The 17,739-nt window shown below is 66.5% G+C and carries 21 protein-coding genes; 7 read left to right on the forward strand and 14 right to left on the reverse strand.

Going from position 1 to position 17,739, the window contains the following annotated elements; genetic code table 11:
• Positions 1-132: 132 nt before the first annotated feature.
• Complete coding sequence (locus NO366_RS03280) at positions 133-345, forward strand: hypothetical protein (protein WP_256532892.1); 213 nt, start codon at positions 133-135, stop codon at positions 343-345.
• 67 nt (positions 346-412) lie between these two features.
• Entirely contained in the window at positions 413-826 is a 414-nt protein-coding gene (locus NO366_RS03285) for a hypothetical protein (RefSeq protein WP_256532893.1), read from the forward strand.
• Positions 827-960: 134 nt separating this feature from the next.
• Here NO366_RS03285 and NO366_RS03290 read toward each other — a convergent pair whose 3' ends face one another.
• The 5 genes from NO366_RS03290 to NO366_RS03310 all read right to left on the reverse strand — a co-directional run bounded on the left by NO366_RS03290 (position 961) and on the right by NO366_RS03310 (position 4,809).
• Positions 961-1,410: a universal stress protein gene (locus tag NO366_RS03290; protein WP_256532894.1), complete on the reverse strand. Its 450-nt coding sequence runs from the start codon at positions 1,408-1,410 to the stop codon at positions 961-963.
• Positions 1,411-1,536: 126 nt separating this feature from the next.
• The gene (locus tag NO366_RS03295; RefSeq protein WP_256532895.1) at positions 1,537-2,055 is read right to left on the reverse strand and encodes a DUF8154 family protein; all 519 of its coding nucleotides are present in this window, start codon (positions 2,053-2,055) and stop codon (positions 1,537-1,539) included.
• Positions 2,048-2,740, reverse strand: coding sequence for a nucleotidyltransferase domain-containing protein (locus NO366_RS03300; RefSeq protein WP_256532896.1), 693 nt, complete (start codon positions 2,738-2,740; stop codon positions 2,048-2,050). The genes NO366_RS03295 and NO366_RS03300 overlap by 8 nt, the downstream gene beginning before the upstream one ends.
• A gap of 156 nt (positions 2,741-2,896) precedes the next feature.
• A complete protein-coding gene (locus tag NO366_RS03305) occupies positions 2,897-3,682 on the reverse strand; it encodes an ABC transporter permease subunit (RefSeq protein ID WP_256532897.1) in 786 nt (261 codons plus the stop codon).
• Positions 3,679-4,809 carry an ABC transporter ATP-binding protein gene (locus NO366_RS03310; protein WP_256532898.1) on the reverse strand — a complete coding sequence of 377 codons (1,131 nt, stop codon included), beginning with the start codon at positions 4,807-4,809 and terminating at the stop codon, positions 3,679-3,681. The genes NO366_RS03305 and NO366_RS03310 overlap by 4 nt, the downstream gene beginning before the upstream one ends.
• 125 nt (positions 4,810-4,934) lie before the next feature.
• Between NO366_RS03310 and NO366_RS03315 the strand changes: the two genes are divergently transcribed.
• Entirely contained in the window at positions 4,935-5,357 is a 423-nt protein-coding gene (locus tag NO366_RS03315; protein ID WP_256532899.1) for a universal stress protein, read from the forward strand.
• 26 nt (positions 5,358-5,383) lie between these two features.
• On the opposite strand, the gene NO366_RS03320 is transcribed toward NO366_RS03315, so the two are convergent.
• The 3 genes from NO366_RS03320 to NO366_RS03330 all read right to left on the reverse strand — a co-directional run bounded on the left by NO366_RS03320 (position 5,384) and on the right by NO366_RS03330 (position 6,667).
• The gene (locus NO366_RS03320; RefSeq protein WP_256532900.1) at positions 5,384-5,632 is read right to left on the reverse strand and encodes a DUF8015 family protein; all 249 of its coding nucleotides are present in this window, start codon (positions 5,630-5,632) and stop codon (positions 5,384-5,386) included.
• Positions 5,633-5,766: 134 nt separating this feature from the next.
• Positions 5,767-6,147 carry an ArsR/SmtB family transcription factor gene (locus NO366_RS03325; protein WP_256532901.1) on the reverse strand — a complete coding sequence of 127 codons (381 nt, stop codon included), beginning with the start codon at positions 6,145-6,147 and terminating at the stop codon, positions 5,767-5,769.
• Positions 6,148-6,526: 379 nt separating this feature from the next.
• A complete protein-coding gene (locus tag NO366_RS03330) occupies positions 6,527-6,667 on the reverse strand; it encodes a DUF7560 family zinc ribbon protein (RefSeq protein ID WP_256532902.1) in 141 nt (46 codons plus the stop codon).
• Positions 6,668-6,963: 296 nt separating this feature from the next.
• Between NO366_RS03330 and NO366_RS03335 the strand changes: the two genes are divergently transcribed.
• Both NO366_RS03335 and NO366_RS03340 read left to right on the forward strand, forming a co-directional pair.
• Positions 6,964-7,671 carry a helix-turn-helix domain-containing protein gene (locus NO366_RS03335; RefSeq protein WP_256532903.1) on the forward strand — a complete coding sequence of 236 codons (708 nt, stop codon included), beginning with the start codon at positions 6,964-6,966 and terminating at the stop codon, positions 7,669-7,671.
• Positions 7,672-7,817: 146 nt separating this feature from the next.
• Complete coding sequence (locus tag NO366_RS03340) at positions 7,818-8,282, forward strand: pyridoxamine 5'-phosphate oxidase family protein (protein WP_256532904.1); 465 nt, start codon at positions 7,818-7,820, stop codon at positions 8,280-8,282.
• A gap of 226 nt (positions 8,283-8,508) precedes the next feature.
• On the opposite strand, the gene NO366_RS03345 is transcribed toward NO366_RS03340, so the two are convergent.
• From NO366_RS03345 to nirK, 5 genes are all read right to left on the reverse strand, one after another.
• Complete coding sequence (locus NO366_RS03345) at positions 8,509-8,646, reverse strand: DUF7560 family zinc ribbon protein (RefSeq protein ID WP_256532905.1); 138 nt, start codon at positions 8,644-8,646, stop codon at positions 8,509-8,511.
• A complete protein-coding gene (locus NO366_RS03350) occupies positions 8,643-9,302 on the reverse strand; it encodes a TlpA family protein disulfide reductase (protein ID WP_256532906.1) in 660 nt (219 codons plus the stop codon). The genes NO366_RS03345 and NO366_RS03350 overlap by 4 nt, the downstream gene beginning before the upstream one ends.
• Positions 9,303-9,304: 2 nt before the next feature.
• Entirely contained in the window at positions 9,305-10,153 is an 849-nt protein-coding gene (locus tag NO366_RS03355; RefSeq protein ID WP_256532907.1) for an SCO family protein, read from the reverse strand.
• Between the two features lie 137 nt (positions 10,154-10,290).
• The gene (locus NO366_RS03360) at positions 10,291-10,872 is read right to left on the reverse strand and encodes a plastocyanin/azurin family copper-binding protein (RefSeq protein WP_256532908.1); all 582 of its coding nucleotides are present in this window, start codon (positions 10,870-10,872) and stop codon (positions 10,291-10,293) included.
• A 93-nt stretch (positions 10,873-10,965) separates the two neighbouring features.
• The gene (gene nirK / locus NO366_RS03365; protein WP_256532909.1) at positions 10,966-12,063 is read right to left on the reverse strand and encodes a copper-containing nitrite reductase; all 1,098 of its coding nucleotides are present in this window, start codon (positions 12,061-12,063) and stop codon (positions 10,966-10,968) included.
• Between the two features lie 497 nt (positions 12,064-12,560).
• On the opposite strand from nirK, the gene NO366_RS03370 reads away from it, so the two are divergent.
• The gene (locus tag NO366_RS03370) at positions 12,561-13,025 is read left to right on the forward strand and encodes a DUF3054 domain-containing protein (protein ID WP_256532910.1); all 465 of its coding nucleotides are present in this window, start codon (positions 12,561-12,563) and stop codon (positions 13,023-13,025) included.
• A gap of 61 nt (positions 13,026-13,086) precedes the next feature.
• Positions 13,087-15,735 carry a heavy metal translocating P-type ATPase gene (locus NO366_RS03375; RefSeq protein WP_256532911.1) on the forward strand — a complete coding sequence of 883 codons (2,649 nt, stop codon included), beginning with the start codon at positions 13,087-13,089 and terminating at the stop codon, positions 15,733-15,735.
• A 277-nt stretch (positions 15,736-16,012) separates the two neighbouring features.
• On the opposite strand, the gene NO366_RS03380 is transcribed toward NO366_RS03375, so the two are convergent.
• Positions 16,013-17,707 carry an outer membrane protein assembly factor BamB family protein gene (locus NO366_RS03380; RefSeq protein ID WP_256532912.1) on the reverse strand — a complete coding sequence of 565 codons (1,695 nt, stop codon included), beginning with the start codon at positions 17,705-17,707 and terminating at the stop codon, positions 16,013-16,015.
• Between the last annotated feature and the right edge of the window lie 32 nt (positions 17,708-17,739).

Below are 17,739 nucleotides of genomic sequence, written 5' to 3' on the forward strand. Positions count from 1 at the left end.
CGCTCGAAATACCATCCTCGTGACGGCCCGTCCTGATCGCCGATGCACCGTCGACCCGTCGAAGAACGTCTCCGAGCAGGGACCCTGTTTATTTAACCCCGGTGAGAAGCGGATATCGTTCGCCGTACTCGTATGACAGACCTCATCGTCGTCGCACTCGCCATCACGCTCGCGGTCGGCCAGTGGCTCGTGGCGGCGGTCGTGTACATCGACGCGCGCCGTCTCGGTCTCGATCGGCCCGGTCACTACCCGCTCGCCATCGTCGTCCCGCTGGCCGGGTTCGTCGTCGTCGCGGTGTACGCCACGGAGCGGACCCGGCTGGCCGAGCGCACAGCGGCCGATTGACGTGGCGCGCGCCGTACTTCGGGAAGCGAACCGCGCGTTTTACGGACACTCCGACGAACCGTCCGGTATGGCGACCGATCGTACGGATACGGTTCTCTGGATACTGCTCGGTATCGGCGTCGTCGGGACGCTCTTCACGCACGGTCGGTACCTGCCGCGATACGGACTCGAGATCACGCTCGAGGCCGTTCCGATCGTCGTCACCGCATGGCTCTCCGTGGCACTGCTGTTCTACGCGCTCGGACGCCTGTTCGCCGATCCACCCGAGTTGCCGAGCATGCGCGGCGGCGACGTCGGCGTCGCGCTGATCGTCCTCTCGCTGCTCCTGGCCGGCGGTCTGAGTAACTACGGCTTCGTTCCGCGGGCGGTGCCCTGGCTCTACGTCGCGCTCGCGATCGCGTTGTACGCCGGTCTCGCGCTCGTCGGCTGGTCGCTCGGCCAGCGAACGAGGGCGGTCAATCGACTCGTCGAAGACCTGTGAGCGAACACGGTCGCCGGGCGCTCGGACGTCCGAGCGGTACACACCGTGTGTTTCGATCGGTAGCGAGTGGATTCGGTTCGATCGGCAGCGGTAGCACCCGTTCCGATCTGTCCTCAACGTGCGTCAGCGACCGTTCACGCGTCGGCGACGTCCTCGCCGGCGTCGACGACGAGGACGCGGAACTCGCCGAACCGGATGACGTGGTCGGCGACGCTCCCGACGGCCATCCGGTGGAGGCCGCCGCGACCGCGGCTCCCCATGACGATGACGTCCGCGTCGATCTCGCGGGCGTACTCGAGAATCTCCGACGAGGGTGGACCGTTCCGGACCGTTCCGGTGGCCTCGACGCCAGCCTCCTCGGCGAGCGCGACTGCGTCGTCGACGAACGTCTGTGCACGTTCGGCCAGCGCCTCGCTCGGGTTCGCCGCCTCGCCGGGCAGGCGCACGTCGCCGAGCGGCCCGCTGTCGGCGACCGATAGTGCGTGCAGGGTGGCCTCCTGATCGGCCGCGAGTTCGATCGCGTCCTCGACGGCGGTCGTCGCGTGCGGGCTGCCGTCGGTCGGCACCAGGATCGTCGTGAACATAGTGATACTTCGTCGAGCTGGCACGTCAACGTTGGGCTTTGGGACTGGTCGACCCGAGTCGACTCGCTCCACGTGGCAGTGTGGTATTCGGTGCCACTGACTGGCAGCTAGCCGTATCTGTGGAGGTCACTGTGTATCGGCATAACAGAGACAAACGCCACCCTCGCGGAGTTGATCGGTGACGAACCCGTGAACCGCTCCCGAGAGAGTCCGCATGGCGGTCGCCTGTCGCTCCGTCGGGCGCCGTCCACCGTAGTAACTGTCCGTCCGATTCGTGTCGTATAGCTGCCGTAGCCGTATCGTCGTCTCCGGAGAGAGGAGTCCGAGCGCTGATGCCCGATCATAGCAGGTCGTATGATCACGGGAATCACCGAGTTCGTCTCCACCCTCAGCGAGTGCGAATGCCTCGACGGAGCGCTCGGTCGCCCCAAAGCAGAGTTCTATGGTCGCCGTAAAATAGTCGTGTCCGTCGAGACGATCAACGGCGGCGAGCAGTCGACACGCTTTCGTGAGTTGTGTTTTCCAGTCCGCCTCCGGGTCGATTGCAGGCTCTCGCGTCGGGACGCCGAACCCCTCTTCGTTGAACGCGTCGGTGGCTGCATCGAGCGCGTCCCTGATTGTACGCGGATCGGACTCCCTAGGCATCGAACCCACCGTGGAACAGTAGCGTCTGTACGGTGTCGAAAGTCTCCGTGTCGTACAGGGTGATGGCGCTTGTAAGTATCTCTCTGATGGAGTCCTCGTAGTTCGGGACCGCCGACAGTCCTTCGACGTCGATTTCGTAGGCGTACCGATCGTCGTCGAAGGTCCGATCTTCGAGGTCCTGTCGAACGCGGTTGGCAACCCGTTGTGATGCCATCCGGTCTTCCTCGACGAGTACCCACAGATCGATGTCGCTCCGACGGTCGGCCTCACCACGCGCGACGCTCCCGTATACGACGATTCCCACGATATCGTCGATTCGATCGAGAAGTTCGTCCACGGCGACTCGGACCGGTTCCTGAAACGCCGCCTGCGGAATCTGCAGGAACGGGTCGTCCGGTCGGCTGAGGCGCTCTCGATTGATTTGCACCGTCCGTTTGTTCCCATCGCGCTGATCGGTGACGAGATAGTTGGCGGCCAGTACGTCGATGGCTTTCGACACGCTCGCCTGCGAGTACTCGACGGCGTCGGTCAGTTCAGTTATCGTGAACTCGTCCGTGTGGTGTCGAGATAAAAAAGATAAGATGTCGTTCACCGCTCGACTTGCAAAGATACGCGGCTCATTAGGCGGAATATCGAGGATGATCGTCGACCTACTTTCGGTATCCATATTCGAGAATCGACTCATTATCTAGTGATGGTTTCCCTTTCCACTTATAGTTTATATTGAATTGCGGATGCCTTTATAAGGGATTCGTGGAGAGAGGTGCAGAACGAATGGCGGTGCTGGCGATGTTTCAGCGTGTGGCGCGTTCTACCGGCACGAACTGCGACGGGAATGCTGTCACACGTCGCGCCGCCGGAACCACAGCTGCGAGACGACGACGAGGACGATCGTGGCCGCGACCAGGATCCCCGCGCCGACGAGGTCGTACTCGGCGTCCAGGAGGATCGCGTTCGGATCGTAGTACCGCGTGGGCGAGATAGCGCCGACGATCTCGTAGTCGGTTCCCTCCAGGAGCGATTCGAGCATGTAGAGTCCGAAGATGGCCCCAAGGGCGACGCGCTGGGCGATCGCCGCCCGACTGGCGACGACGGACGCGAGCAGGCCGATCGCCGCGCAGGCGAAGAGGTACGGGATGGAGAAGACGTGCACGGCGGCGAGATCCGCGACGCCGATCGGGTGGTCGACCAGCCGGGTGCTCACGAAGACGACGACCGGTGTGATCACGTTGACGACGACGATCGGGACGGCCAGCGCCGCGAAGGTCTGCGCGACGACGCTGGCGCGCGAGATCGGCAGCGTGAGGAGGACGTCGGTCCGTTCGCGGTCGACGTCGTCGGCGATCGTCCCCGCGGCCAGGTACGCGAGGTACAGGCCGAGGAGGATCACCCAGCCGAACGTGTACAGTTCGAACGAGAGGAATCCCTCGATCGAACTCATCGTCTCGATATCGAACACCTGGAGGACCTGCGGGGGATAGGCCTCTAACAACTCGTCCTCGCCGAACGTGTCGGCGAAGGAGGGGTAGACCCAGATCACCATCGCGGCGAGCAGCGACATGGCCGCGGCGAGGTAGACGCTCCCCCGAACGCGCTCGCGACCGTAATAGGCGGCGAGTTCCATCATCGCGACGCACCTCCGGCGTCGTCGGCAGGCGTCGACGCGGGCGGATCGGTCTCGTCCGTTTCGGCGCCGTAGAACCGGAGGAAGACGTCCTCGAGCGGCGCCTCTTCTATCGTGCAGTCGTGCAGCGAGTACTCCCCGAGGCGGGCAAGCAGCGTGTTCACCTCGCCCGTGTACGTGAACGTGTACTCGTGGAAGTGATCGTCCGTGTCGGACTCGTGGAAGTGGTCGCCCGTGTCGGACTCGTGGAAGTGGTCGCCCGCGTCGGACTCGTGGGAGTGGTCACCAGCGTCGGGATCGGTGGCGGTCCGCTCACCACCCGCATCCGCGCTGTCCGTCGCGTCCGTCTCGGCACCTGCGGCGGAGCCGGTCGCCGAACCGGCGACGCCGGCACCGAGATCGTGGACCCCGTCGAGGCCATCGAGCGCGGCGTGCGGGATCGGCTCGGCGGCGGCCAGGCGGACGACCTTGCCGCTGCGTTCGAGCAGCGATTCGACCGGTTCCACCGTCACCAGTCGGCCCTGCCGGATGATGGCCACACGGTCACAGAGGCGGCGAACCTCGCCGAGGATGTGCGAAGAAAAGAGGACGGTGAGGCCGGTCTCGCGCTCCCGGCGGAGGAACTCGCCGAAGCGCTGTTTCATGAGCGGGTCGAGGCCACCCGTCGGCTCGTCTAAGATCACCAGTTCGGGATCGTGCATGAACGTGAGCACGAGACCGAGCTTGCGGACGTTGCCGTGGGAGTACTCCCGTATCGGGCGGTCGAGCGGCGGGTCGAACAGCTCGACGAGTTCGTCGCTCCGCCGATCGCCCTTGATGCGCTCGTGGAGGGCGATGAGCTCCCGGCCGGTCGCGGTCTCGTCGTACTGCGGGTTGTCGGGCAAGTATCCGATCCGGCGGCGCGCGTCGATGAGCGCCGATTCGTCGCGCACGTCGGCGCCGAGCACCGTCGCCGAACCGTCCGTCGGCGAGATGAGGCCGAGCAGCATTCGGATCGTCGTCGTCTTGCCGGCGCCGTTCGGCCCGAGGTACCCGAAGATCTCGCCGCGCTCGACGGCGAACGAGACGTCGTCGTTCGCGAGTACCTCGCCGTAGTCCTTCGTGAGTCCGTCCAACGTGACCGCGTCCATAGGCTCCGTTCGAACCCACAGACCGTAACTGTCGGGGGCCGTTCTCGGCCGTCCGGCCGAGTGACCCGTCCAGACCGGTCGGAATCGGCGCCTGGTTTTATACTCGCTCGCTCGAATCTACCCGTATGTATCACGTTCTGCTCCCGATCGACGACGACGAGGACCGCGCGCTCGCACAGGCCCAGTACGTCGCCGACCTCCCGAACGCGAGCGAGTCGGTCCGGGCCATCGCCCTCTTCGTCTTCCACGGCGAGGGCGAGGACCTCCCCGACGAACTGGCCCAGTTCAACTCGGCGACGCGCGTCGGGTCCGTCCGCCGGGCGACCGAGTACCTGGACGACCGAGGGATCGAGACGACGGTCGTCGAGGACAGCGGCGACACGGTGGAGGATATCCTCGGCGTGGCCGAGGACCACGACGTCGACTCGATCGTCCTCGGCGGACGGAAGCGCTCGCCCGTCGGGAAGGCCCTCTTCGGGAGCGTCACCCAGTCGGTCATCCTGGAGACCGACCGACCGGTCGTCGTCACCGGGAACAACCACGGGTAACGGGCTCTGCGAGCGACGACGGTCGGCTACGCGACCGCGGCCAGGATCGTCCAGCCGACCAGTGCCATCCAGGCGATCGCCGCGACGCCGCGAGGGGTCCCGTCGGCCGAGACAGGCGGATTTCGGACGAGCGCATCGTAGACGAACGGTGTGGCGGCGAGCACGCTCACGACCCGGGCTAGCTGCATCGGAACCTGCGTGAACGTCCCGACGAGCCACCCGGACGCGAGCAGGACGGCGATCGCGACGAGGACGCGGTCGTAGTGCTCGACCATCTCTCTCGTTCGTGAGTAGTCGTTCGACCGGTTTGAGTACTGCGCTTGCTCTCGGGTAGAAAGCCGCTGACTGACCGACGACGTGCGGCCCGAATCGAAGAAGCTACCGCCACGGTTCGAGAAGACGCCGCCGCTCAGAGGGCGCTCACGCTGCCGACCGTGTTCCGATCGGCGGTGCGCAACTGGACGCCGTCCTCGGGGGAGACGGTGAGGACGAACTCGTCGAGTCGCGCCGCGTACTCCGCGGTGTGATTGCCGGACCGACGAATGCGCAGTCCCTCCTCGAGGAGCCCGGCATCCGAGAGCTGGTCGAGCTTTCGGTACGTCGTCGAGAGCGCCAGGTCGGCCGACTCCGCGATCTCCTTCGCCGAGCGCGCCTCGTCGCTGGTCGCCTCGAGAACCTGTCGGCACGCCGGATCGTCGAAGGCGCCGACGACGTCGTCGACGTCGTACGTGGGTTCGTTCGTCGAGTGTGGCGCGTGCGAGTTCCGGGCCGCCTGCATGGATTGGCTCATACTACAGAGTGGGAACCGGAGGGGGAGGAGTGCACACCACCTGTATCGGGGGTAGTTTATATACCCCCGCCGCCTCGGCCGGCTCCGAACGGTGTGTGATCCGGTCTGGCAGCCGGTTACGCAGTCGGTGAGGATGTAGACACCCCGTCACACAGTCGGTGACGGTGTCGGCCCCTGTCACACAGTCGGTGACAGGGTGCTGTGACTCGCCGCGGAGTGGGTGAGGGTGTGGACACCCGGTCGCGCGACGCGGGACCGCCGTCTCCGGCACCGCTCGATGGGGCATCCCGTTCGGGTCGGTATCCCCGTCGCGGCCCCGCGCATCGACCGACAAACGCGAGTCGACAGGCTGGCCTCGTTTGCAGACCCGCAGGCTGTCTCACGCGAACGAATCGGGAGGGACCGACGTCCCACACAGCGCACAACCGTGTTCGACGAGCCCGTCTCGCTGCACCGCAGTCACGTCGAAGGACGCGCCGCAGGCCGGACAGACGAACGTCGAGGAGTCGTGGGTTCCCATGACACGTGTAGATCGGACACCCACGGATAAGCAACCGGTGGGCGTTCTCGCGCCCCTGGAATGCGGACGGGACTCGCGTTCGGCTGCATTGCGTTCTGTGGTCGTTCCGAACGAATCCGAGTCGCTGCCGGCTCTACCGGTACGAATCGTCGGCACTACGGACCTCGGATCGTGGCGGTGATCGCACGAGAACGCTCGTCAGACTGGATCACGTCCCCCGTCCGCGGTCATCGGGGCGCTCACCGCCGACCCACCACTGCACTGAAGTCGGGCCGCGTCCAAGGCCGTGCGTACGAATGGCCGATGGGATACGCGCGACGGTGGCTATCATGGCGCCCGAGGGCTGTCCGATCGCCCGGGAATCGGCGCGGACGGAGTCGATCATCGATCAGACGGCGACCAGCGTCTCGCCGGCCGGATCGACCGGCAGCGTCACCGAGTACCTCGCCGCGGCCGACGACCCCGCGACCGATACAGCGAACGCGGCCGACGAGGGTCCGGCGACCAACGCGGGGTCCACGCCGGACGAACCCGCGGCCGACGCCGTGTTCACGTACGGATCCGACGTGGTCTACCGCACGTCACACGAGGAGCCGGAGGGCTGTCCATGCGCGTGTCTCGGCTCGTACGGGTGTCCGGTCCACCGGTACGTCGCGGACGACGGGGAGGTGACCATCGTGTTCCACGCCGAATCGTTCGGGCAACTCCAGGACGTCATGGCCGACCTTCGAGAGCGGTTTCCGTCGGTCGACGTGCGGCGACTGCTCCAGCCGCCGCTCGACGGTACGCCGGACGACGGCGTCTTCGTCAACCGCGGCAAGCTCACCGACCGCCAGCGAGAGGTGCTCGAGACGGCGTACGAGAACGACTACTTCGAACGTCCCAGAGGCGCGAACGCCTCCGAACTCGCCGCCGAACTCGACATTTCACCGTCGACGTTCACCGAACACCTCGTCACCGCCCAGCGAAAGCTCCTCGACGACGTGCTTGATCCCGGTTCCTGAACCGCCGGCCGAGCGCCAGGCTGGCGCGGTGGACCGATTACGGCGAGAGCGAACACGGAGGAGCGACGGACGAACGCGGGGGAGCGACGAACGACCTCGGTGGGAACGACTTAAGACGGCCCGCGCGCACGGGCAACTGTACGACGATGTCACTCGCACGGGAAACGGAAATGGCGCCGGACGAACTCGACGCGTTTGTCGGCCAACAGGAGACCGGCGTGCTCTCTCTCGCGCGCGACGACGAACCGTACGCGATCCCGATCTCCTACGGCTACGACGCGAACGAGCGCGTGTTCTACCTCCGACTCGTCTCGACGCCCGAGAGCGAGAAACGACGCTACCTCTCGTCGTCGCCGCGGGCACGCCTCGTGGTCTACGACGAGAACCGACCCGAGTCGACCTACCGGAGCGTCGTCGCCGTCGGGTCGCTGGCGGAGATCCCGCCGGGCGAGCTCACCGTCGATCGAATCGAACAGTACGGGGAGGCCAAGCGCCCGCTGTTCGAGATCTGGGCGAACTCGAAACAGGACCTCGACATCCAGCTCTACACCCTCGAGCCGGCCGAACTGAGCGGTCGACGAACGGAACTCGCCGCAGAGACCGACGCGTAGATCGGCTCCTGGCGGGCGCGAAAACCCGACTCGTCGGGGCTGTACGCGCCGTGACCGAGCGATCGACGGTCGGTCACCGCCGACCGTCGCACCGACTATCGTTCGGCGCGTGCGTGCAGATGGGTCCCCTCGGAGCGACCGGCGAATGCGAGCGAAGCACACCACCAGGTTCACGTCGTGAAAATCGGGTCCAGAGGGCGTTGCACCGACGGTCGTCGACCGCTGACTACGCGGGGGCGAAGCTCTCGTCGCCGACAGCCTCGGAACAGATCGGACAGCCGTTCGACAAGATAGCCGTCCGCATCGGGCCGTTGATCTCGATGTGCTGGCCACACTCGGGACAGGTGAACTCGTATTCCGTCATTTGTTGCTCCGTGCCGTCGTTGCGGTGGCTTCGCTCCGGGTGGTGATATGGGTTACCCCTCGTGACGCCGCCCCGGGTCGCACGCCTGCGGCCGGGTCACCGCGAGCGCCGCCGTCGTTCCTGGGGTGGTCTTTCGCGGCGGTAACCTGCTCTCGGAGTGCGTCGACGCCGACGTACTCGCTGTGGCGCCAGACGATCCGATTCTCCGCGTCGAGGACGACCGTGTAGGGGACGCCGGCCGCGTCGAGCGTCGCCGTCAGGTCGAGATCGGGGTCGTGTGCGACCGGCCAGCGGCCATCGTGGCGCTCCCACCAGTCCGCCACGTCCTCGCGAGTGATCGTGTCGCCGAGCGGCTCGTTCGTCACGGAGACGATCTGGACGTCCGTGTCGGTCTCGTCGACGAGTCGACCCATGGGCTGCATCTGGCGCGCACAGACGTCACACCAGGTGGCGAATATCTCGACGACGCTGACCCGTCCGCGTTCGGGTACCGTCGTGGTCTCGGCCGGGTCGGCAGTTCCCGGGATCGTCGGCAGCTCGATCGGGTCGATCCGCGCCTCCTCGGAGCCGGGACGCCAGCCAGTCGTCGCCATCGCGCCCGCACCGCCGAGGACCGCGAGGGCGCCGGCACCGGCTATCAGCTCGCGACGACGCATCGTTACCATCCCTCCACGACCGCCCGCGCGTCGTCGCGAACGGTCTGCGGTGCCGGCGGTCCACCGGTGTACGCTCGCTCGACCAGTCCCGCCCGGTTCACCAGGAGGACCAGCGAAGTGTGGACGAAGTGGCGCGCGTGCGCCCCGTGGCCACCGTCGGTTTCGTTCGTCGTCTCCGCGGTGTGGCTGGTTTCGTTCGTCGACTCGGCGGTGTGGTTCCCACCCGTCTCGTCACCGTCGCCCGGTTCGCCACCGTCGGGATCGTCTCCGCTCTGGTCCGTCGAGTCGGCTCCGTCCACGCGTTCGAAGGCGACGCCGAACGTGTCGTCGACGACCGCCCTGGCCCGTGCTGGCGACTCCGGTCGGAGGAAGTACCAGTTGCCCGCGTCGAAGTCGACGCCGAGATCCCGCCCGTACTCGCGCAGGACCGGTCCCGTATCGTACTCGGGGTCGAATGTGATCGCCTGGAACACGATCTCGTCGGCGTCGCCGCGCTCGGCCGCGTCCGCCTGGACGCGCCGGATCGTCGCTGTGAGGCCCGGACAGACGGTCGTGCAGCTGGTGAAGACGAACGTCAGCATGGTGTGGCGCGCGCCGACGAACCCGGTGGTCGTCACCGATCGATCCTGCAGCGGTGCCGGAACCGTCGCGCTCGGGAGCTCGTCCCCGTAAATCGGGTGCGGAACGTCCGTCGTCTTCGCGCGCTCGTGGCCCTCCGGTGGGGCAAGGATCAGGTCGGTCGACGCGCGCTCTCCGCGTCCGAGACACCCCGCGAGCGTGCCGCCGATAGCCGTCGCTCCGGCGCTCCGGAGCACCGTCCGCCTGTCGATCGTCGATTGGGTCGTGTGCATGGGGTGTCGCCTCGGTCGGTGAGTCGCTCGCGGTGTCGGTCAGTCTGCAATCCGTTCGAATCGGGTGATTGTCGTCGCCCGTAGTGCAGGGCTCGCTGTCGGCGCCTGACGGCGTGCAGTGGCTGTCGTCGCTCGTCTCAGGGTCCCGCCTCGAGCGTCGGCGCCGTACGCTCGTTGAACATCGTCAGTGCGTTGACGGCCCGTCTGGGCATCGTCTCCGGCGGATCGGCCATCGCGGGTTCGTCGACGGGGTCGGGCCAGCCGACGACCACGCGGCCGATGTTTCCCGCGACCTCGTGTGAGGTGCAGACCTGTTGCGTGTCGACGTAGTCGTACACGCCCTCGCGGTCGAACGTGTACGCGAAGGTCTGGCCGGGCTGGCTGAGTCGACCGCTGCCCCACGGCTCGACGTTGTCGGGCGTCCGGTGGGGCGGGTGGCCGTCGCGATGGTACGCCGTCACGTCGTGGCGACCGGTTTCGACCACCCACTCGACGGTCCCACCCTCGACGACGTGGACGACCTGCGGGTCGAACTCGGGGAACGGCCGCGACGTCGTCGTGACCGTGGTCCGTTCGGCCGGCGTGCCGAGTTCGCCGGCGTTCTCGGGCGGCGACGGGACGGTCGGCTCGTCACCTCCCAGGCAGCCGGCGAGTAGCGCGACAGCGGCACCGCCGCTGGCGCGGAGCGCGTCGCGGCGATCGATTCGAGTGGTCGTCATGGTGGATGTCTCCGTTCGAATGTGGGTCCTGGGGCGCCCGTCGATGGACGCCCCCGTATGGTTCGACTGACGGGATCTATCCGCCACCGGCGTCTACGCGTCCGGGTTGAAGATCTCCGGCTCCTCCTCGCCCTCGACCTGGATCACGCCGAGCATTCCCTTGCGGACGACCCGACTGAGCGCGTGGTCGACGATCTTGATCGGGCCGGGAACTGGCGTGTCGATCTCCGCCGCACCGACCGACCCGGGGACGACCGGAGTCGTCTCGACGTATCGGGCGGGGTCTGAGACCATGTCGCCATCGCGGTAGAGCGTCTCCCAGACGTTGCCGATGGCGTGCCAGGAGCTGATGAGGTTCGGTCCACCGTTGGCGTGGAAGATACGGACGCGCTCTCCCTTGTCGACGGTAACCGGCCCGTACCCGTTCTCGGTGAAGGCGTACGCTTCGCCGTTCAGGGTGACGTAGGTCGGCTCCTCGCTGGTCATCGCGTCGTAGTCGAACTCGTGGTGGCCCTTTTCGCCGGGCGCGCCGGACGTGTAGAGTTCGTTCTGTCCGAAGTACAGTTCGCGGTCGACCTCGGGGAGGCCGTCCTCCGGCTCGACGAGGATCGCGCCGTACATGCCCGCGCTGATGTGCATGTCCATGTCCGGGACCGCACAGTGGTAGACGTGGACGCCGGGGTACATCGCTTTGAACTCGATCGTCGCCGACTGGCCGGGATCGACCATCGTGTCGTCAGCGCCGCCGCCGGGTCCGTAGACGGCGTGAAGGTCGATGTTGTGGACCATCATCGCGTCCGTGTCGTTCGTCAGCGTGAGCCTGATCGTGTCCCCGCGTCGCACGCGGATCATCGGGCCCGGAACCTGGTCGTCGAACGTCATGTATTTGAACGTGACGCCGGGTTCGATCTCGGCGATACGTTCGGTCGTCGTCACTTCGATCTCGTGGGTCCGCGGGGACGACCAGTCGACCGGGTCCGGCAGGTCCGTCGGGTCTGCTGCGATCCGGTCTACGTCCGTGGCCTTCGCGTCCGCCAGGCCCTCCTCGGTCTCGCTCGCCGTCGGGGGTGGGGTCGCCGCCTGTCCGCCGGGGTCGGTACTACCGTCGTCGAGACAGCCTGCAACCGCTACCGCGCTGGTCGCGCCGAGAGCCGCCAGAAGTCGTCGTCGGTTGGTGGTGAGGGAAGTCATTGTCACATATGGGAGTAGGGGGCTACATATGTTCAATACGGAAGATGATTCCACGACATCGAGAACGCTCCGAAGCCGTTCGGCGTGAATACGTAAACCTATAAAAAGACACACAGTATGACGCGTCGCTCTCGGGTAGTTTCGGTCCGGAGCGCCGTCTCTATCGTGCGGACGGCAGGGTCGAAACAATCCATCGTTGAGTTCGGAGAGGTCGACGGAAACTGTGTAGAATCGGTCGGTCCAGCCGTGTTCAGGACCGATGGGTGCCTGGAACAGTTCGGTGTTTATGACACCGGAACTGTCGACGGGCGCCCGAGACGCGTGTCCGTTCGCACGCGCACGGTACGACGGGAGAGGATCGGCAGAGCGACTCCGGGTCGTCTCCGACGTGGCCGGAACACGTTCGGGGACAACGCCGTGACGGTGACTCCCGTTTCGTCGCGTATCGGCCAGTTAGACACCTCGCGACCGGTCGGCGGGTCGCGGCCCACTCCACCATGAACGACTCACACACGCTCGCTCGCAGATGGGCCGCGCTCGAACCGTTCGTCCCGCTGGTAACGGTCGGGGACGGCGTCGTCGTCACGGCCTTCATCGCGTTCGGACTCTGGACGCACGGCATCGAGCCGTGGACCGTCCCGGGCTACACCCTGCGGACGGCGGCGCCGTTCGTGATCGGCTGGCTCCTCGTCACACCGGTGGTCGGCACCTATCGTGACCGTACCTGGTCGTCGTTCCGGCGATCGGCCGCCGTCGTCGGTGTCACCTGGCTCGGCGCGACGCTCCTCGGGGGCGCGATCAGATCGACGGCGCTCGTTCCGGGTGCCGCGCCGCCGTCGTTCCTCCTCGTCAACGCCGCGCTCGGGCTCGTGTTCGTCGTCCCCTGGCGGGTGTTCGTGACGGCGGCCACGCGACGGCGGCGGCGAAGGGCGCGACAACCGGCGACGACGTCGGCCGACTGAACCCCGTCGCTACCATGTTCGGGACCACGGCTACCCGCCGCGAGGCCGTATCGACGCGGCGATGAGCGCCTGCTCACTCTGTGACCTGCCGACACCCGACTCGCCGGTGACGGAGCGGGGCGTCGAGGGGACCTTCTGCTGTCGCGGCTGCCTCGAGGTGAGCCGCGCGCTCGACGACGTGGACGGAGTGGATCGGGCGGCGGTTCGCGAGCGAGCGAGCGCGTCGGACCCTCGAACGGGCAGCGAGGAGGACGGGGCGACGGGACGGATGGCGGACGAACCAGCTCGAGCGGGTGGGAACGAGGCGACAGCCCAGACGGTAGCCCCGTCCGAGACGACCGGGCGAACCGTCCCCGAGGGCGCCGACGAGGCGTTTCTCGCCGTCGACGGGATGCACTGTGCGACCTGTGAGGGATTCGTCTCGTTGCTCGGCGAGCGCGAGGACGGGATCGTATCGGTCGAGGCCAGTTACGCGACCGACACCGCACGCGTGGTCTACGATCCCGACCGCGTCGACGCTGACGCCCTCCCCGAAACGATCTCGGGGTACGGCTACGAGGCGCGGGATCGGGCCGGAACCGGTCGGAACACTCGCACAGCCGAGAATCTGGTCACGCGCCTGCTCGTCGGCGGCTTCCTCTCGATGCTCGTCATGCCCTGGTACCTGTTCTACCTCTATCCGGGCTACGTCGGAATCGACACCGGAATCCTCTCGACCGGGGGGACGTCGGCGGCCGGAACGTACGTCCCGCTCGCGATGATCGGGCTGTTCTCGGGCGGCGTGCTCTTCTACACCGGGTATCCCATCTTGCGCGGGGCGTACGTCAGCGTCCGCGTCGGTCGGCCGAACATGGACCTGCTGATCGCCGTCGCAGCCGGGTCGGCCTACGCCTACAGCACGCTCACACTGGCTGCAGGGGGCATCCACCTCTACTACGACGTGACCGTGGCCGTCGTCATGGTCGTCTCACTCGGCACGTACTACGAGGGACGGATCAAGCGGCGTGCGACCGACCTGCTCGCGGACGTGACGACCGCGGGCGTTCGCGAGGCTACCCGACGAACGGACGGCGGTGAAACCGAGACGGTAGCCGTCGACGAACTCGCGCCCGGCGACGTGGTCGTCGTCCGGCCGGGCGAGCGCGTCCCCGTCGACGGGGCGGTGATCGACGGGACGGCCGCCGTCGACGAGTCAGTCGTCACTGGCGAGTCGATACCGGTGACCAAGCGCCCCGGAGACGCTGTCGTCGGCGGCGCCGTCGTCACCGACAGCGCACTCGTCTGTGAGGTGGGCGATGACGCCGAGAGCACGCTCGACCGTATCGCGACCCTCATGTGGGAGATCCAGAGCGCGACGCCGGGCGTCCAGCGCCTGGCCGACCGGCTCGCTGCGATCTTCGTCCCGCTCGTGCTGGCCCTCGCTGTCGGCGTCACGAGCTGGCGGGTTCTCGCCGGCGCACCGGTCGAAACCGCCGTTCTGACCGGGTTGACCGTCCTCGTCGTCTCCTGTCCGTGCGCGATGGGGCTCGCGACGCCACTGTCCGTCGCCGCCGGTCTTCGCGACGCGCTCGAACGCGGCATCGTCGTCGCGAACGCGGCGCTGTTCGAGTCCGCACCGGCCGTCGAGACGATCGTCTTCGACAAGACTGGAACGCTGACCGCCGGCGAGATGACCGTTCGCGAGGTCCACGGCGACCCCGACGCCGTCGAGCGCGCCGCGGCCGTGGAACGCTACTCGACCCATCCCGTCGCCGACGCGATCGTGGCCCACGCCGCGGACTCGACACCGGACGGCGCGACCGACGGGAACGGGTCCGGAGACGGGATGGAACGTACCACCGACATCGCGGCCGACGGCGGGGTCGCGACCGAGGAGCCCCACGGGACGCGCGAGGGGGACACCGGTTCCGGCGGCAGTCGCGCACGAGACTTCGAACGGCACCCTGGCGAAGGCGTGAGTGCCGTCGTCCCCAGCCCGTCGTGCGACGATACAGGGGCCGTTGGCGAGACAAGCGACGATACAGTCGGCGAGCGGGTCGTCGTCGGCACGCCAGCCCTCGTCGAGCGGCTCGTCGGTCCGGTTCCCGACGCCCTCGCGGAGGTCATCGACGGCGCGCGGGACCGGGGCCACCTGCCGGTCGTCGTCGGGTACGACGGTCGGGCGCGAGCCGTCGCCGTGGTCGGCGATCGGACCCGCTCGTCCTGGCGGTCGGTGCTAGAGGCCGTCGCGGACCGCGAGGTCATCGTCCTCACCGGCGACGACGAGTCGGCGACTGCGACGGTCCGGGATCACCCGGCGGTCGACCGTGTCTTCGCCGGCGTTCCACCGGACGGGAAGGTCGCGACCGTCCGGCGACTCTCCCAGGAGGGTGTGACAGCGATGGTCGGCGACGGAACCAACGACGCGCCGGCGCTCGCCGCCGCGGACGTCGGCATCGCTCTCGGCACCGGCACGGCGCGGGCGACGGACGCCGCCGACGCGGTCCTCGCGTCGGGCGATCTGACGGCCGTCCCCGACGTCTTCGCGCTCGCGACGGGAACCCGACGGCGAATCCACGAGAACGTCCGCTGGGCGCTCCTGTACAACGCGGTCGCCATCCCGCTCGCTGCCGCAGGCCTCATCAATCCCCTCTTCGCCGCGCTCGCGATGGCCGGCAGTAGCGCTATCGTCGTAGCGAACGCGTCGCGGCCGGTGTTCGACTCCTCCTGATGGCCCCGAGGGTGCCGCCATAGCCATTCCGAGGCGACTGTACGACCGACCGGGTTCGTTTGCACCGTTCATCTTCAGGTCGTTGTTTCCGCGCACTACAGACGCGAACTGAGAACTGACACTGCTCCTATCTACTGTGGATGAAGATGAACGCGAAGTGAAATAGACAGCGTGTAGTCACCCACGGAATCTATCGAAGTAGGTTTTGGCAGGAAGAGTGTCCGCTCGACCACAACAACGTCTGTTGGCCTCCGCCGATCGGACGGAGGGTTGTCCCCTACGTTCGGTCGTCACCGATGCGCCGATTCACCAAGTAGCCCGCACCGCCGAGTCCGCCGAGGGCACCGACCCACCCATAGTCCGATAGATGGCCATACCACCGATCGGTACCCGGTTTCTCGATAGGGATCGTCAGTTCGGCCTCGTCTTCGAAGACCCGGACAGCCAAGAAGAGTTTACCTGGCCATTTGTAGGCCGGAACCGATATATTATTTTCAACTGTTTCGGACACCTCGAAGGTCTGCGATTCGCCACCGTCGAGTTCTATCGGTGTCTCGAAGGAACCGGGTCCGTCGTAGTCTACCTCTCGCCGCCCGGCCTCGTCCCCGACATTCGTGACGGTCAGCTGTACATCGATCTCGTCGCCCTGTGTTACCGGGTTGGGAGCAGCATCGAGCTCGACCTCGAACTCGGCAGGGGCGAGGTCGGCCGACGCTTCCTCGGCCCACACGTGATGGTGGTTTTCCGTTCCGAGGAGGACCCGCGAGTCCTCGCTCGAACCGTGGACACCGGCATCCAGCGCGTAGACTGTGCTGGCCGTGTCCGCGAGGTAGACCGTCCCGTCGACGACGATCGGTGCTGCGTTGATCTTGGCATCTGCCTCGAAGCGCCATCGCTCACTCCCATCGGCGACGTCGAGTGCGTACAGGAACCCGTCGTCGCTCCCGACGAACAGCGTATCACCGACCACCGTCGGTGAGGAGTGTACCACACCGCGAGGTTCGAACCGCCACTGTTCCGTGTCCGCAGCAGTATCAAACGCGGCGACGACGCCGCCCTCCCTCTCGTAACTCTCACCACCCACGTACACCGTTCCATCGGCGACCGTCGGTGACGAGAGGATTCCCCATTTCGGCTCGTAGCGCATGCGCTCCTGCCCGCTCTCGGTGTCGATGGCGTACATGAATCCGGCGGTGCAAACGTAGAGAGTTCCGTCGGACACCGTCGGTGATGTGAGAATAGGTTGTTGACCTTCGACACGCCACCGCTCCTCACCGGTTTCGCCATTGTACGCGTACAGGTTTCGGTACACGCCCCCCGTGTAGACAGTCCCATCGACGACCAAAGGCGATACTCTCCCTCCACCCGTAGGGCCCCCTTCGACCCATCGGAGTTTCCCGACTGCGGCGTTAAACGCAGCCACGAGAGGCCCGTTCCCGAGATAGACGGTCCCCTGGGACACCGCCGGTGACGAACGTGTGGGATATCCGTGGTAGCCGCGCTTCTCGGGGAGCCACAGTCTCTCGCCAGTTTCCTGATCGAGAGCCTGGACACTGTACCCTGAGACGTAGACGATACCGTCGACTACTTCCAGGCCGCCCAATTTTGGATTGACCGACACTCGTTCGTTTGTCGCACTGATCCGTAGGTCTTCGAAGCGCCACTGTTCCTCACCGCTGTCACTGTCGAGTGCATAGGCAATTCCGTTTCCCTCCGATCCCGAACAACTTGCCACGTAGACGGTCCCGTCGACGACCGTCGGCGACGTCGGAAGTGAATACGTGGTCTCAAATCGCCACCGCTCCTCACCGGCAGTCGCTGTCCCACGAGTCCGGCCGACGCCAGCAATCGACGCGAGCCCGGCTCCCGCGGTCGTTAGAAGGACGCGACGACGGCTCAGCCCCTGTCCAGTCGTACCGTCTCCGGGCGCCAAGAGTGAGGTGTTGAGCGGTTCTCTGTGATGTGACGGCATCTATCTTAGAACATAATTTGTTAACAATAAGC

Source organism: Halovivax cerinus, assembly GCF_024498195.1.
Classification (GTDB): domain Archaea; phylum Halobacteriota; class Halobacteria; order Halobacteriales; family Natrialbaceae; genus Halovivax; species Halovivax cerinus.

Bases quoted from the DNA above. Each gene is read 5' to 3' on its own strand.
- NO366_RS03325 (WP_256532901.1), bottom strand. From the start codon at position 6,147: ATGAGCCAATCCATGCAGGCGGCCCGGAACTCGCACGCGCCACACTCG.
- NO366_RS03300 (WP_256532896.1), bottom strand. From the start codon at position 2,740: ATGAGTCGATTCTCGAATATGGATACCGAAAGTAGGTCGACGATCATC.
- NO366_RS03345 (WP_256532905.1), bottom strand. From the start codon at position 8,646: ATGACGGAATACGAGTTCACCTGTCCCGAGTGTGGCCAGCACATCGAG.
- NO366_RS03360 (WP_256532908.1), bottom strand. From the start codon at position 10,872: ATGACGACCACTCGAATCGATCGCCGCGACGCGCTCCGCGCCAGCGGC.
- NO366_RS03355 (WP_256532907.1), bottom strand. From the start codon at position 10,153: ATGCACACGACCCAATCGACGATCGACAGGCGGACGGTGCTCCGGAGC.
- NO366_RS03375 (WP_256532911.1), top strand. From the start codon at position 13,087: ATGAGCGCCTGCTCACTCTGTGACCTGCCGACACCCGACTCGCCGGTG.
- NO366_RS03285 (WP_256532893.1), top strand. From the start codon at position 413: ATGGCGACCGATCGTACGGATACGGTTCTCTGGATACTGCTCGGTATC.
- NO366_RS03315 (WP_256532899.1), top strand. From the start codon at position 4,935: ATGTATCACGTTCTGCTCCCGATCGACGACGACGAGGACCGCGCGCTC.
- NO366_RS03280 (WP_256532892.1), top strand. From the start codon at position 133: ATGACAGACCTCATCGTCGTCGCACTCGCCATCACGCTCGCGGTCGGC.
- NO366_RS03320 (WP_256532900.1), bottom strand. From the start codon at position 5,632: ATGGTCGAGCACTACGACCGCGTCCTCGTCGCGATCGCCGTCCTGCTC.
- NO366_RS03310 (WP_256532898.1), bottom strand. From the start codon at position 4,809: ATGGACGCGGTCACGTTGGACGGACTCACGAAGGACTACGGCGAGGTA.
- NO366_RS03370 (WP_256532910.1), top strand. From the start codon at position 12,561: ATGAACGACTCACACACGCTCGCTCGCAGATGGGCCGCGCTCGAACCG.
- NO366_RS03295 (WP_256532895.1), bottom strand. From the start codon at position 2,055: ATGCCTAGGGAGTCCGATCCGCGTACAATCAGGGACGCGCTCGATGCA.
- NO366_RS03340 (WP_256532904.1), top strand. From the start codon at position 7,818: ATGTCACTCGCACGGGAAACGGAAATGGCGCCGGACGAACTCGACGCG.
- NO366_RS03305 (WP_256532897.1), bottom strand. From the start codon at position 3,682: ATGATGGAACTCGCCGCCTATTACGGTCGCGAGCGCGTTCGGGGGAGC.
- NO366_RS03290 (WP_256532894.1), bottom strand. From the start codon at position 1,410: ATGTTCACGACGATCCTGGTGCCGACCGACGGCAGCCCGCACGCGACG.
- NO366_RS03350 (WP_256532906.1), bottom strand. From the start codon at position 9,302: ATGCGTCGTCGCGAGCTGATAGCCGGTGCCGGCGCCCTCGCGGTCCTC.
- nirK (WP_256532909.1), bottom strand. From the start codon at position 12,063: ATGACTTCCCTCACCACCAACCGACGACGACTTCTGGCGGCTCTCGGC.
- NO366_RS03335 (WP_256532903.1), top strand. From the start codon at position 6,964: ATGGCCGATGGGATACGCGCGACGGTGGCTATCATGGCGCCCGAGGGC.
- NO366_RS03380 (WP_256532912.1), bottom strand. From the start codon at position 17,707: ATGCCGTCACATCACAGAGAACCGCTCAACACCTCACTCTTGGCGCCC.
- NO366_RS03330 (WP_256532902.1), bottom strand. From the start codon at position 6,667: ATGGGAACCCACGACTCCTCGACGTTCGTCTGTCCGGCCTGCGGCGCG.